The organism is Janthinobacterium kumbetense (assembly GCF_023703445.1).
GTDB lineage: Bacteria > Pseudomonadota > Gammaproteobacteria > Burkholderiales > Burkholderiaceae_D > Janthinobacterium > Janthinobacterium kumbetense.
On sequence record NZ_JAMQGR010000012.1, the window covers coordinates 40,489 to 54,465 of the forward strand.

At 64.2% G+C, this 13,977-nt stretch carries 11 protein-coding genes; all 11 read left to right on the forward strand.

Annotated elements, in window-relative coordinates; translation table 11 throughout:
* Window positions 1-68: 68 nt before the first annotated feature.
* Window positions 69-1,706 carry a ShlB/FhaC/HecB family hemolysin secretion/activation protein gene (locus tag NCG91_RS23995; RefSeq protein ID WP_251351527.1) on the forward strand — a complete coding sequence of 546 codons (1,638 nt, stop codon included), beginning with the start codon at window positions 69-71 and terminating at the stop codon, window positions 1,704-1,706.
* 56 nt (window positions 1,707-1,762) lie between these two features.
* A complete protein-coding gene (locus NCG91_RS24000; protein WP_251351528.1) occupies window positions 1,763-3,553 on the forward strand; it encodes a DUF2341 domain-containing protein in 1,791 nt (596 codons plus the stop codon).
* Window positions 3,554-3,566: 13 nt separating this feature from the next.
* Complete coding sequence (locus NCG91_RS24005) at window positions 3,567-3,977, forward strand: ExbD/TolR family protein (protein WP_251351529.1); 411 nt, start codon at window positions 3,567-3,569, stop codon at window positions 3,975-3,977.
* Window positions 3,978-3,987: 10 nt separating this feature from the next.
* Window positions 3,988-4,704, forward strand: coding sequence for an energy transducer TonB (locus tag NCG91_RS24010; protein ID WP_251351530.1), 717 nt, complete (start codon window positions 3,988-3,990; stop codon window positions 4,702-4,704).
* 67 nt (window positions 4,705-4,771) lie between these two features.
* A complete protein-coding gene (locus tag NCG91_RS24015; protein WP_251351531.1) occupies window positions 4,772-6,475 on the forward strand; it encodes a putative porin in 1,704 nt (567 codons plus the stop codon).
* A 9-nt stretch (window positions 6,476-6,484) separates the two neighbouring features.
* The gene (locus NCG91_RS24020) at window positions 6,485-7,186 is read left to right on the forward strand and encodes a hypothetical protein (protein ID WP_251351532.1); all 702 of its coding nucleotides are present in this window, start codon (window positions 6,485-6,487) and stop codon (window positions 7,184-7,186) included.
* Between the two features lie 29 nt (window positions 7,187-7,215).
* Complete coding sequence (locus tag NCG91_RS24025; RefSeq protein ID WP_251351533.1) at window positions 7,216-7,704, forward strand: YbjN domain-containing protein; 489 nt, start codon at window positions 7,216-7,218, stop codon at window positions 7,702-7,704.
* Between the two features lie 208 nt (window positions 7,705-7,912).
* Window positions 7,913-11,017 (forward strand): DEAD/DEAH box helicase, encoded by a 3,105-nt coding sequence (locus NCG91_RS24030; RefSeq protein ID WP_251351534.1) that lies wholly within the window; start codon window positions 7,913-7,915, stop codon window positions 11,015-11,017.
* Window positions 11,018-11,066: 49 nt separating this feature from the next.
* Window positions 11,067-12,203 carry a PAS domain-containing sensor histidine kinase gene (locus NCG91_RS24035; RefSeq protein ID WP_251351535.1) on the forward strand — a complete coding sequence of 379 codons (1,137 nt, stop codon included), beginning with the start codon at window positions 11,067-11,069 and terminating at the stop codon, window positions 12,201-12,203.
* Between the two features lie 138 nt (window positions 12,204-12,341).
* On the forward strand, window positions 12,342-13,022 hold the full coding sequence (locus NCG91_RS24040) for a response regulator transcription factor (protein ID WP_034753797.1): 681 nt from the start codon (window positions 12,342-12,344) through the stop codon (window positions 13,020-13,022).
* 155 nt (window positions 13,023-13,177) lie between these two features.
* Window positions 13,178-13,885, forward strand: a complete 708-nt coding sequence (locus tag NCG91_RS24045) for a transposase (RefSeq protein ID WP_251351536.1) — start codon at window positions 13,178-13,180, stop codon at window positions 13,883-13,885.
* Window positions 13,886-13,977 lie beyond the last annotated feature (92 nt).

The following is a 13,977-nucleotide window of genomic DNA, read 5'->3' on the forward strand; positions in this document are numbered from 1 at the left end:
AGCAACAAAAATACGCCGGCCCAGCGCCGCAACACAGGGCAACCGTTTGATTTTAAGGTGAATGGAAGATGCGTGAAATGACAACCAAGGGCAGGGGCGTGCCGCCAGCGGCGCCTGCAACCGCCTTGACGATGCTGTGCCTGGCCATGCTGGCGCTGCCCGGCATGGCGCGCGCGCAGGACGCGGTCCCGGCGGCCGCTCCCGTGGCCGCGCCGGAACGGCAGGTGACGATCGAGGAATACCTGGTGCGCGGCAATACCGTGCTCGATGCGCGTGCCATCGAAGAGGCGGTGACGCCCTTTCTGGGGCCGGGCCGCACCCTGAAGGATGTGGAAGGGGCGCGCGACGCCCTCGTTGCGGCATATCAAGCCCGCGGCTACCAGTCCGTCTACGTGGACTTGCCGGAGCAGCAGGTGGAGCAGGGCGTGGTGGTGCTGCAGGTGAGCGAAACGAAGGTGGGACGCTTGCGCGTCGTCGGCGCGCAATACAACTCGCCGCTCGACGTGCGCCAGCAAGTGCCGGCCTTGACGGAAGGCAAGGTGCCCGACTTTACGCAGGCGCAAGTGGAGCTGACGGCCCTGAACCGCGGTCCCAAGCGCCAGGTGATGCCGCTGGTCAAGCAGGGCAGCCTGCCCGGCACCATGGACGTGGACTTGAAAGTCGAGGACAGCAGCCCGTGGCGCGCCAGCATCGGCTTGAACAACGATTACAGCGCCGATACCAAGAAGCTGCGCAGCAGCATGTCGGTCGGTCACGACAATCTGTGGCAGATGGGGCATAGCGCCACCATCAGCTTTTTCGGCACGCCGGGCGACCTGAACCAGACCAAGGTGTGGTCCGCCTCGTACGTGGCGCCGATCGGCACGCAGGGCTGGAGCGTGGAAGCGACCGGCTACCAGTCGAACAGCAACGTGGCCAGCACGGGCGGCACCAGCGTGCTGGGCAAGGGCCACGCGCTGGGCATGAAAGTCAACTACACGGTGCCCAACAGCGGCATCTGGTGGCACAGCTTTTCTGCCGGCATCGATTTCAAGGATAACCAGGAAGCCTTGAAACTCAATGGCACGGGCAGCAATATTCCGCTCAAGTACGTGCCCCTGAGCGTATCGTATAACGGCTTTGCGCAGACGGATGCGGCGACCTACGGCCTGGGCCTGTCGCTGGTGGCCGGCACGCGCGCCGCGTTCGGCTATGGCAGCAACAGCGCCGCCTACGACAACAAGCGCTACAAGGCTTCGCCCAGCTTCCTCGTGCTGAAGGGCGACGCCAACGCCACTTACACCCTGGGCAGCGGTGCGCAGCTGCACGGGCGCATGTCGGGACAGCTGGCCGACGCGGCGCTGGTGTCGGGCGAGCAGATGGCCGCCGGCGGCGCCAATTCCGTGCGCGGCTACCTGTCGGCGGAAGCGACGGGCGACTACGGCGTGTCCGGCACCGTCGAATGGCGCACGCCCCAGCTGACGTATTTCAGCCGTCTGGAAAACTGGCGTTTATTCGCCTTTGCCGATGGCGCGCGCCTGCGCCTGCGCGATCCGATGATCGAGCAGAAAGACCTGTTCGGCCTGGCGTCCGTGGGCGTGGGCAGCAGCTTCCAGTTCCTGCGCTACCTGAATGGCCGCATCGATTTCGCTTATCCGCTGCGCGATGGCCCGCGCACGCGCAAACACGTGCGCCGCATCAATTTCAACCTGTCGGCCAGCTACTGACGGGCCAGCTCAACAGCACTGCACTTTTTTAGACTTTTCTTCGGAGAATCACTGTCATGCAACGTTTTCGACGTCTGTTATTCCTGCTCACGATCCTGGGCACGCTCGTTCCCGGCCTGGCGCATGCCTGGTGGCAGCCCGACTGGGCTTACCGCAAACCCGTCACCGTCGACGCCGGCCCGAAGGCGGGCGCCGTGGGCGGCGATCCCGGCCGCATTCCCGTGCTGCTGCGCTTGCATTCTGGCAATTTCAACTTCGAAGGCGTCAGCGACAACGGCGCCGACCTGCGCTTCGTGGCGGGCGACGACAAGACGGTGCTGAACCACCAGATCGAACAGTTCAATCCGCTGCTGGGCATCGCCCTGATCTGGGTCGACGTGCCGGCCCTGACGGCCGGTACGCCGCAGCAGCTGTGGATGTACTACGGCAATCCGAAGGCGCCCGCTTCCGGCAACGGCCAGCGCACTTTCGACCCCGACTACAGCCTGGTGTACCACTTCAGCGAGCCTGGCGTGCCCTCGCGCGACAGCACCGCCTACGGCAATCATGCCCAGACGGCCGTGCCGGCGCTGGACGGTTCCGTCATCGGCGCCGGTGCCCGCCTGGGCACGGCGCCCCTGATGCTGCCCGCCTCGCCTTCGCTGGCGCTGGCCGCCGGTGCGCCGTTTACCTTCTCGGCCTGGGTGCGTCCCGACAACCTGGGCCCGCAGCAAGTACTGTATGCGCGCCGCGACGGCGCCAGTGAATTGCTGATCGGCGTAGACCAGGGCGTGCCTTTCGTGCAGGTGAATGGCCAGCGCAGCAAGCCGGGCCAGCCGATCCAGGCCGCGCAATGGTCGCACCTGGCCGTCAAGGCCGACAAGAACAACGTGGCCCTGTACGTGGGCGGCCGTCCGGCCGTGTCGCTGGCCACCGCGCTGCCGGCGTTCAGCACGGCGGCCTCGGTGGGCGCCGATGCAGCGCCGGCCGCTTCCGGTACTTCCACCCTGAACAACTTCACGGGCGCCATCGACGAGCTGCGCCTGTCGCGCACGGCCCGTCCTGACGCCCTGCTGCTGGCCGACGCCGTCTCGCAAGGTTCCGAATCGCGCCTGGCCGTGTTTGGCGCCGATGAACAGCAGGCCGGCAAGAGCCATTTCGGCTTCATCATCGCCGCCATGCCGCTCGACGCGTGGATCGTCGTCGGCGTGCTGGGCCTGATGATGGTCTTGTCGTGGATCATCATGATCGGCAAGGGCCGCAGCTATGGCGCCATCTCGCGCGCCAATGCGCAATTCATGCAATCGTTCCACGAAGCGGCCGGCGCGCCGCTCGATCACCTGGCGCGCAACGGCAAGCTGAGCGCTTCCGTGAAGACGGATTCCTCGCTGTGGCGCCTGTATGACGTGGCCATCGACGAGATGCGCCGCCGCCACGACCGCGGCTACGACCTGAACGCCGTTTCGAACGCCACCATCGGCGCCATCCGCGCCGCCATGGATGGCGTGATGGTGCGCGAAAGCGAGCGCATGTCGAAACGCATGATCTGGCTCTCGACTACCATCGAAGGCGCGCCGTATGTCGGCCTGTTCGGCACCGTGATCGGCATCATGCTGGTGTTCGTCGTGGCGGCCATGGCCGGCGCCGTGGACATCAACTCGGTGGCGCCGGGCATGGCGGCAGCGCTGCTGTGTACGGCTGCGGGCCTGGGCGTGGCAATTCCCGCCCTGTTCGGCTACAACTGGCTGTCGTCGCGTTCTGACGCCATCGTCGCCGATATGGCTGTCTTCGTCGACGAATTCGCCACGCGCCTGGCTGAAGAGCAGGGCGACGGACGCCAGATGCGTCCCGTGCTGCAACAGGCGTGAGGGGCGCATAACCATGGCCACCTCCGCCAAGTTTACCCCCCGCAAGCGTAGCGGCGGCATCAACATCACGCCCTTCGTCGACGTGCTGCTGGTGGTGCTGGTGATCTTCATCCTGACCAGCAATGCCAGCATTCCCGGCATCAAGGTCGACCTGCCCAAGGCCAGTTCGGCCATGGCGCTGGAAAAACCGAAGACCAAGGCCATCACCATCGACAACGCGGGCCAGGTCTTCCTCGACGCCTATCCCGTCACCTTGCCCGAGCTGGAAGAGCGCTTGCGCACGGAAAAGGCCCTGACGCCCGACTTCCCCGTGATCGTGCGCGGTGATGCCGCCGTGCAATACGCGAAAGTGGTCGAAGTGCTGGACTTGCTGCGCCGCATAGACCTGAACCAGGTGGGCCTGGTGACCGGCAAGCAGGCATGAGGAGCGCAAGGTGAAGCGTGACGACATGATGAAGATGGCTGCCTCGGAACCGTCGGGCGCGGCGCAGTGGTGGCGCCGCTGGGGCGGCGTGGCCGGCGGCGCGCTGCTGGCCGGTGCGCTGGCCGCGCTGGTCTGGTATTTGCTGTCGGACACGGCCGCGACCAAGCGCGAAGTGGCGGCCCCGCCGATGCTGATGCTGCCCCCTCCGCCGCCACCGCCGCCGGAACCGGAAAAACTGCCGGAACCGACGCCCGACAAGGTGGTGCCGGAAGTGTCGGAGCCGGAACCGACGCCGGCCGACAAGCCCATGGATGACGCGCCGGAAAGTCCGTCGCCGGACAAGGGCGACCCCGTCACCATCGATGGCGCGGCGCAGGCCGGCAGCGACGCCTTCGGCATTCAGGCCGGGCGCGGCGGCGGCATGACGGGCGGCGGCGGTGGCGGCGGACTCGGCGCGGGATCGTATGGCCGCTATGTCGCCAACGCGCTGCAGCTGGCCTTTGCCCGCGACCCGCGCACGCGTCAGCTGGCGTTTGCCGACATCCGCGTCGACCTGTGGCTCGATGCGGAAGGCCGGACGTCGAAGGTCCACCTTGTGCAAGGCACGGGCAATGCGCAGACGGACGAGCAGGTGCTGGCCATGGTGCGCGACTTCCGCGCCGACGAGCGGCCGCCCGCGTCCCTGCGTTTCCCGGCCCGCGTATCCATCAAAGGCCGCCGGCCATAGCGTCCTTAATTCATATTAATTTTTACCGAAAGAAACAATGAATTCCATATTTTCTTCCCCACAGCGCATGCGCCGCCTTCCGCTGGCGCTCGCTGCCCTGGCCCTGAGCGTGGCGGCGGGCGCCGTGCAAGCGCAGGCACCGGCCGACAGCACCATGGTCAAGCTGATTCGCGGCCTGATCCAGAGCGGCGCCCTCAACAAGGATGCCGGCGAAGCCTTGCTGGCGCAGGCGCAGAGCGAAGCGCTGGCCGCGGCGCAAGCCCGCCCGGCCGCCGCGCCGGCCGCCCTGGCGCAGGTACAGCCGGGCGACGTGCGCGTGCCCTACATTTCGCAAACCGTGCGCGAGCAGATCCGCGACGAAATCAAGGGACAAGTGCTGGCCGAGGCGAAGGCGGGCGGCTGGGCGGCGCCGAACGAAACGCCGGCCTGGACCAAGCGCATCCGCGTGGAAGGCGACGTGCGCGCGCGCTACGAATCGCGCTATTACGACATGGCCAACAGCAATATCGAGATCGACTGGCGCTCGCTCAACAGCGGCAGCGGTTACGACGTCAATTCCAACACCAACCTGGCCCTGCCGGCGCTGCTGAACACGCGCGAAGACCGCAAGCACTTGCTGCGCGCGCGCGCCCGCCTGGGCATCCTGGCCGACATTTCCGACAGCACGCAGGCCGGCATCCGCCTGGCCAGCGGCAATGACGACAGCCCCGTGTCCACCACGCAAACCCTGGGTGGCGGCCTGGGCAAGAAAAACATCTGGCTGGACCAGGCCTGGCTGTCCTACCAGCCCGCTTCCTGGCTGAAACTGACGGCGGGCCGCTTCGACAATCCGTTTGTTTCCAGCGATGAATTGTTTTCCAGCGAACTCAATTTCGACGGCATCGCCGCCAAGGTGCAGCAACCGGTGGGCGACAGCAAGGACGTCACCGTGTTCGGTACCCTGGGCCTGATTCCGCTCGAGTATTCGTCCGACAATGCGCCTAGCCGCAGCCAGGCAAAAATGTCCAGCGAAAACAAATGGCTGCTCGGTGCGCAAGTGGGCGCGTCGTGGAAGATCAATAGCGACCACCAATTGCGCGGCGCGCTGGCCTACTACAACTTCCGCAACATCAGCGGCGAGTATTCGCAGCCGTGCGCGCTGTACGCAGGCGCCGATGGCTGCAACACGGACTGGTCGCGTCCATCGAGCATGCAAAAGGGCAACAGTTTGATGCTGCTGCGCAATATCGCCCTGAATCCGCTGGACCCGGCGAACACGCCGCAGCCGCAATTCGTGGGCCTGGCGTCGAAATTCCGCCTGGCCAACCTGAATGCGCGCTGGGATAGCAAGGTGGCCGGCGGCACGGACTTGCGCATCGAAGGCGATTATGTGCGCAACATGGCTTACGACAAGAACGCCATGTGGGCGCGCGCCAAGGGCGGCATCATGAATAACTTCGGGGGTACGGGCGGCGTCTCGCAAGCCGATTTCCGGAGCGGCGGCAATGCCTACATGCTGCAGGCGACGCTGGGCAAGGCCAGCCCGGCCGCGCGCGGCGATTGGAACGTGTTGCTCGGCTACAAGCGCATCGAACCGGATGCCTTGCCTGACGCCTACAACGATTCCACCTTCCACCTGGGCGGCACGAATGCGCGCGGCTACTACCTGGGCGGCGCGTACGCGCTCGACAAGAATACCTGGCTGAATGGTCGCTGGACGTCGAGCCGCGAAGTGTTCGGTTCGGCACTGTCGATCGACACCCTGCAAATCGAATTGAACGCGCGTTTTTAAGGAGCCACGATGTTGATATCCAACAAAATGCGCTTGCCTTTGCTGCTGCTGAGCTTGCTGGCCGCCGGCACGGCCCAGGCGCAGGGACAGAAGGGGCAAAGCATGGAAGAGCGCCTGCGGGCCGAGTTGCGCAATGTCACGGCGCAACTGCAGCAGACGCGCGGCGAGCTGGAATTGCTGAAAGCCAAGGGCGTGCCTGCCGCCAAGGCGGCGCCCGCTGCTGCTACTGCGCCTGCCAGCGATGGCTTGAAAAAGGAACTGGCGCGCAGCCAGTCGCAGCTGGCGCAGGAACGCGCGCAACGGGAAAAACTGGGCGAGCAGCACCAGCGCAGCGCCGCCGCCGCGCAAGAGGCAAGCGCCAGCCTGGCGCAGTACCGCCAGGCCAGCGAACAGCTGGCCGCCACGGGCAAGCAGATCGAAGCGGAGCGTGCGCGCCTCGACGGCGAAGTGGCGTCGCAGCGGGGCGCCCTGGCGCGCTGCGAAAGCAAGAATGCCCAGCTGTATGCGGCCGGGCAGGAAATCCTGCAAGCGTATGAAGGACTCGATGTGCTGGACGTCATGAAGGCGCGCCAGCCGTTCGCCGCGCAAAGCCGGGTGAAACTCGAGCAAATCGCCCAGCAGTACGGCGACCAGCTGTACCAGGGGCGCTTTGATGCGCGTCAAACCGAAGCGGCAGCAACGCCGGCCGCCCCCGCGCCGGCCCCCCAATAATTTTACTTTTTGAAATGAATGGAATGACGATGGAAAACACGAATAGCTTGCTGACCACCCTGAATGCGGAACAAACGGCCGAGGCCATCAAGGCGGCCGGCTGCGCCGTGACCAGCATCGAGCACGACGGTGTCGTGCGCCTGCACAGCGCCAGCCATGGCATCGGCTTTCAGGTGCTGTGGGGCAATGAAGCATCGCCTGGCCAGTACGCGGACCTGACCCTGAGCTGCCCGCTGCGCGTGCAGGGCGGCGACTTGCCGGCCGGCTTGCTGGCCGAATGGCACCGCAGCAAGCGTTTTGCCCGCGTGGCCCAGCATGGCGATTTCGTCGTGCTGGAAATGGATGTGCTGGTCGCCGGCGGCGTCAGCCGCGAGTACCTGAATATCAATCTGCAACTGTGGACGCAGATGATGGGTCAGTTCTTCTTGTTTTTGCGCAACTTTACGCCGGCCGATACGAGCACCGCTCCGCTCGTCGAAGCCGTCAACGTGGCAGAAGAAGAAACTGTGTCGGCCTGATAATCGGGTCAACGGCGGCAAAAAAGGCCCATGACGGGCCTTTTTTGCCATCTGCGGGTCCCAAGTGTCGTATTAAATACTTATTTTTTAGGCATCGCGCATTAAAACTGCTCAAAGAGCGTGTGTGAATCAAGCCAGCAACGGCTGTATGGCGGATAATATTGCCTGTTGCCGATTTGGATACGACCTTTACACAAAAATGCGCCCCATGGATTTTACCCGCGACGAAACCAGTGAAACCCCAGTTGCCCCGGCCAGCGCGCCGGGAGCGCCTTTGCCGTATGCCGTCGCCACCTGGCTGCAGCGGGTGGAGGCAGCCGCCCATCCGAAAGCCGTGCTGAGCATTGCCGAACCGGACCCCAAACTCAACCAGCATCGATTGATCTACGTGCTGGCGCCCACCAGCGGTGGCCGCCACGTGGCCCTGTGCCTGTACAAGGCGCGGCTGCGGCCGAATGGCGACGTGGCGGCGGCGTCCCCCATCAGCGAAATCTTTTCCCTGCTGTCGGCGCCCCCCACGTTTTTGACGCCAGCCGACGAAGACCTCGTGCGTTTCTTCGTGGCCATGCGCAGCGGGCAGAATTCGCAGACGGGCAGCGCCACGGAGCCGAAGGGCAAGGTGGGTGCGGCCCTGCTGAAAATGCTGGCCGAGCAGGATAAATTGTTGTGGGCCAATTCCTGGGCCGACGTCGGCAATGGCCTCGTGTACCCGTTGAAGGAAGGTCCCGTGCGTCCCGCGCGCCTGTTCTGGCGCGACGAAGGCAAGACCATGCGCCTGGGCTGGCAAGTGGACCCGCCGGAAGGCGCGAAGCACCATGGCGCCGACCAGATCGACTACATGCTGCCCACCGATCCGCCGTGGTACATCGATAACCTGTCGTGCGGCGTGCTGGAACTGAACCAGGGCGGCTCCGACATTTCCCTGGCCGACTTGCAGGCGCTGGTGGCGCAGGCGCCGCCCCTGAACGCGAACGACAAGGTGCGCGTGTCGCAACTGCTGCTGGCGCAGGGCTTGCAGCATTTGATGCCGCTGCCGCAACCGTTGCCGCAGCGCTTGCGCAAGGATGTGCCGGCGCAACCGGTCTTGCTGCTCGATAGCGCCATGCTGGCCGATGGCGGCGCGCAGCGCTGGAGCGACTTCGCCGTGCTGTCCTACGACTACGATGGCGAAAGAGTCTCGTTCGACCCGTCGCAGCGCGTGGTGCGGCAAGTGGGCGATGTGACGGAAATTATCCAGAGAAACACGGTCGATGAAGCGCGCGCGCTGGCGACGTTGGCCGAGCTGCAATTCAAGAAGCCGGGCTCGGCCCCCTTGAGCGGCTTGAAGGGCGCCTTGCAGCTGCCTTCCCAGGCGGAATGGCTGCGTTTTGCCGAGTCCGGCATCGACGCCTTGCTGGCGCAGGGCTGGATCGTGGAAAAGACGGCCAAGTACCGCTACGATGTGAGCGACGTGGGCGACTGGTACGCGGAAATCGACGACCAGGATCCGGACAGCGGCAACGCCTGGTTCGAGCTGGAACTGGGCATCGTCGTCAACCACGAGCGCGTGCCGCTGCTGCCCGTGCTGGTGCAGCTGATCCGCAATGCGCCCAACGATTTCAACCCGAAAGTCATCGAGGCGCATGCCGACGATGACCAGATGCTGGCGACCTTGTCGGACGGCACGCGCGTGGCCCTGCCGTGGGGCAGGGTGCGTCCCATCCTGAACACGCTGGGGGAACTGTATTTCAGCGACAAGATCAAACATGCGGTGCGCATGTCGACCCTGGACGCGGCGCGCCTGGAAGAGCTGGCGCGCGGCCTGGACATGCAGTGGACGGGCGGCGAGCAGCTGCGCGCCATGGGCCGCAAGCTGAGCCAGTTCGGCGCCGTGCAAAAAGTGGCGGCACCAGCCGGCCTGCAGGCGACCCTGCGCGACTACCAGGCCGATGGCCTGGCGTGGATGCAATTCCTGCGCGACCACGACCTGGCGGGCATCCTGGCCGATGACATGGGCCTCGGCAAGACCGTGCAAACCCTGGCGCATATCCTGGTGGAAAAGGAGGCGGGCCGTTTGACGCATCCGGCGCTGGTGATTGCACCGACGAGTTTGATGGGCAACTGGCAGGACGAGGCGGCAAAATTTGCGCCCGGCCTGAAGGTATTGCTGCTGCAAGGCAAGGACCGCGCCCAGCAATTCGACCAGATCGACCAATGCGATCTGGTGCTGACCACCTACGCCCTGTTGCCGCGCGATGAGGAAACCTTGCGCGAGCACGATTTCCACCTCGTCATCCTCGACGAATCGCACTACATCAAGAATACGCGCAGCAAGGCGGCGCAAAGCGCGGGCCTGCTGCGCGCGCGCCACCGCCTGTGCCTGTCCGGCACGCCGCTGGAAAATCACCTGGGCGAGCTGTGGTCGCAATTCCACTTCCTGCTGCCGGGCTTGCTTGGCGACGAAAAGACGTTCAACACCCAGTTCCGCCATCCGATCGAGCGCCAGGATGATCCGTTGCGCCGCATGCTCTTGAATCGCCGCATCAAGCCTTTCTTGCTGCGCCGCACGAAGGACAATGTGGCCAAGGAATTGCCGCCGAAAACGGAAATGGTGCGCAAGGTGGAATTGACGGGGCCGCAGCGGGACCTGTATGAAACCGTGCGTCTTGCGATGGATCAAAAAGTACGCGAAGAAATCGACAAGAAGGGCGTGGCGCGCAGCCAGATCGTCATCCTCGAAGCGCTGCTGAAACTGCGGCAAGTGTGCTGCGACCCGCGCCTCGTGAAATCCTTGCCGGCGAAGAAGCAGTCGGCCGGTTCTGCCAAGCTGCTCGACTTGATGCAGATGGTGGAAGACTTGCTCGACGAAGGGCGTAAGATTCTCGTCTTCTCGCAATTTACCAGCATGCTGGAATTGATCGAGGAAGAACTGGAATCGCGCGACATCCCCTACGCCTTGCTGACGGGCGAAACGAAGGACCGGGGCGCGCAAGTGGCGGCCTTCCAGCAGGGCGCCGTGCCGATCTTCCTGATCAGCTTGAAAGCGGGCGGCGTGGGCCTGAACCTGACGGCGGCCGACACGGTCATCCACTACGATCCGTGGTGGAATCCGGCGGCGGAAAACCAGGCCACGGACCGCGCCTGGCGCATCGGCCAGGACAAGCCCGTGTTCGTCTACAAGCTGATCGCCAAGGGCACGCTGGAAGAAAAAATCCAGCTGCTGCAGCAAAAGAAATCGGAGCTGGCGCAATCGATCCTGGCCGAAGGCGAATCGCAAAAGATGGCCCTCACGCAGGAAGACTTGCAGCAGATTTTCGCCCCGCTGGAAGATTAACGTTGCCGCACGCTTATACTTGGCGATTCTTTCTTGCCAGGTATAACGCATGCTGCCCTTCCTGCCCTTTCTTGTATTGCTGCTGGCCGGCGCCATCCTCATGGCGCTGCGCTTCGTCCAGCTACGCCGCGCCCTGCTGCGCGCGCGGGCGGGCGAAGCGCAGTTCCGCCTGCTGGCCGAACACGGCCGCGACGCGGCCTTCCTGCTCGACGCCGCTACCCTCGAATTGATCTATATCAGCCCCGCCGCGCAGCGCCTGACGGGCCACGACTTGCCGGCCTTGCGCGCGCACGCGGCGCAGCTGGCGGCGGACGTGCCGGCCCGGCTGCAGCGCTGGCGCGACGGTGACGCCAGCCGTTTGACCCTGTTGCGCGAAGTGGAATTGCCGCACGCCGACGGCCACCTGCTGGCCCTGGAAATCCATTCCACCATCGTGCCCGCGGCGGCAGGGCGGGGCGTGACCCTGGCGGGTACCTTGCGCGACGTCAGCGCTGCGCAGGCGCAGGAAGCCGAGCGGGAAAAGGAGCAGAAGCGCTTCGCCTCGATGCTGTCGCACGAATTTCGCACCCCGCTGGCCACCATCGACGGCGCCATCCAGCGCCTTGTCTCGACATCCACCGAGGCGGACGAGCCCACGCGCAAGCGCTACGTGAAAATCCAGACGGCTGTCGACCGTTTGTTAGGCATGATCGACGACTATTTGTCGCCCGAACGCATGGCGGCCATCGGCCGCGAGCGGGCCGCCGACGGCATCGCGCCGCTGGCCTTGCTGCAGCAGGCGGCCGCCACCGTGCCTGTCAGCCACCGCGTGCAGCTGGAACTCGACGAAGACTTGCCGGCCAGGCTGCGCTGCGACGTGCCCGGCATGGCCCTGTGCCTGAAAATCCTGCTGGACAACGCCGTCAAGTTCAGCCCGCCGGGCAGCGCCATCACCTTGTCGGCCAGGCTGGTGCCCGAGGGCGGCGTGGCGCTGTGCGTGCGCGATGCGGGGCCCGGCTTGCGGGAAGAAGAATTGGCGCAGCTGTTCGAAAAAGGTTTCCGTGGAACTAATGCCACGCATCCGGGCGCGGGCCTGGGCCTGTACATGGCGCGCGCCGTGGTGGACGTGCATGGCGGGAGTTTGCAGGGGCATAATCTGCCCGAAGGCGGGGCACTTTTCCGCATTTGGCTGCCGCTTCCTGTCTAGACAAGGAAAAGCCTTGCTTCCGCTGAAGGCAACCGTGATAATTCCTTGACGTAAACCTATTGTGCCGTCCATCATGGTGTAGAAGTGCATGGCATGGTTTGCCCTCGGTGTGCTCACTAACGGAAGAATGGCGTAGCAATGACGAAAATACTGATCGTCGAAGACAATCTCGACTACGCCGAAGACATGGCGGAGTTCCTCGTTGAGCTCGAACACGAAGTCCATATCACCAGCTCCGCTGGCGGTATGTGGACGGCGTTGAGCCATGGCAATGTCGGCGTGGTCGTACTGGACCTGGGTTTGCCCGATGAAGACGGCTTCAATGTCATCCCCCGCATGCGCCAGCTATATCCGCAAATCGGCGTGCTGGTGCTGACGGGGCGTGTCGCCTTCGACAGCCGCATCCTGGGCTTGCGCCTGGGTGCCGACCACTATCTGACCAAGCCGATCAAATTCCCCGAACTGGCGGCGCACATCGAAGCGCTCGACCGCCGCGTGGGGCCGCAAGATCCCGTACCCGAGCCGGGCAAGTGGACGTTGAAAGTAAGCGCTCGCCAACTTGAGTTGATGGGCGCCGTCATCGCCTTGACGGAAAAGGAATTCAACTTCCTGCACTTGCTCACCATTAATACCCGTCCCGTGCCGCGCGACGTCATCGTGGCCGGCATGGGCGGCGAAGATCCCGATGCGGGCCGCCGGGTCGACATGCTCGTGTATCGTTTGCGCAAGAAAGCCAAGACGGGCCTGGGCCAGGACTTGCCGCTGCGCAGCGCGTATGGCGAAGGCTACAGCCTGTCGGCCAGTTTCAACCTGTCCTGATGACCTTGTTGCTCCGCCCGCAAGTGGCCGGCGCAATAAAAGGGACAGAGTCAGCCGCTTTTTTCCGCATTCCAAATAAAACAGGGTCAGAGTCGCTCCTTGCGCGCGCAAGTGTGTAAAATCAAGGCCTTAGCCTTCTTTTTACCGATTCTGCCATGGCCCGTTTGCCCCGCCTCATCATTCCAGCACTGCCCCATTACGTGATTCAGCGCGGCAGCAACCGCCAGCCCGTGTTCCAGGACGCGGCGGACTACGCGCAATTCCTGTCCTGGCTGAAAACGGGGGCGAAAATGTTCAGGGTGGCCATCCACGCCTATGTTTTATTGCCTGATCAGCTACATTTGCTGGCCACGCCGGCCGATGCGACGGGCCTGGGACAGCTGATGCAATGGCTGGGGCGCTATTACGTGCCGTATTTCAACCAGAAATACGGCCGCGAAGGCGCCTTGTGGCAGGGACGCTACAAAACTTCCGTCATCGATCCCGACAATTTCTTCCTCACGTGCTGCCGCTACCTGGAATGCGTGCCCGTGCAGACGGGCCTGGCGGGCCAGGCGCTCGATTACAGCTGGTCCAGCTATGCGCACCATGCGGGCGTGCGGCCCGATCCCGTCATCACCGACCATGCGCTGTACTGGGCGCTGGGCAACACGCCGTTCGACCGCGAGGCGGCGTATCTGCGCCTGTTCGAGCAAGGCCTGGGCAGCAGCCAGGTCAAGGTGGTGGAACAGGCTGTATTGAAGGGCTGGCCGCTGGGTTCCGACGCTTTCAAGCAGGCGCTGGAGCAGAAAATGCAGCGGCAAGTGCTGCCTGCCAAGCGGGGCCGTCCCCGCAAAATCGTCGCCGAGACCACCTCCAATTGAAAAGCATTCGCATTTAAAACAAAAAATGGTTCCTTTCTGACGTTTTATTGAAATGGCTTCGACTATGTCCCTATTAAATTTTTAGAGCGACG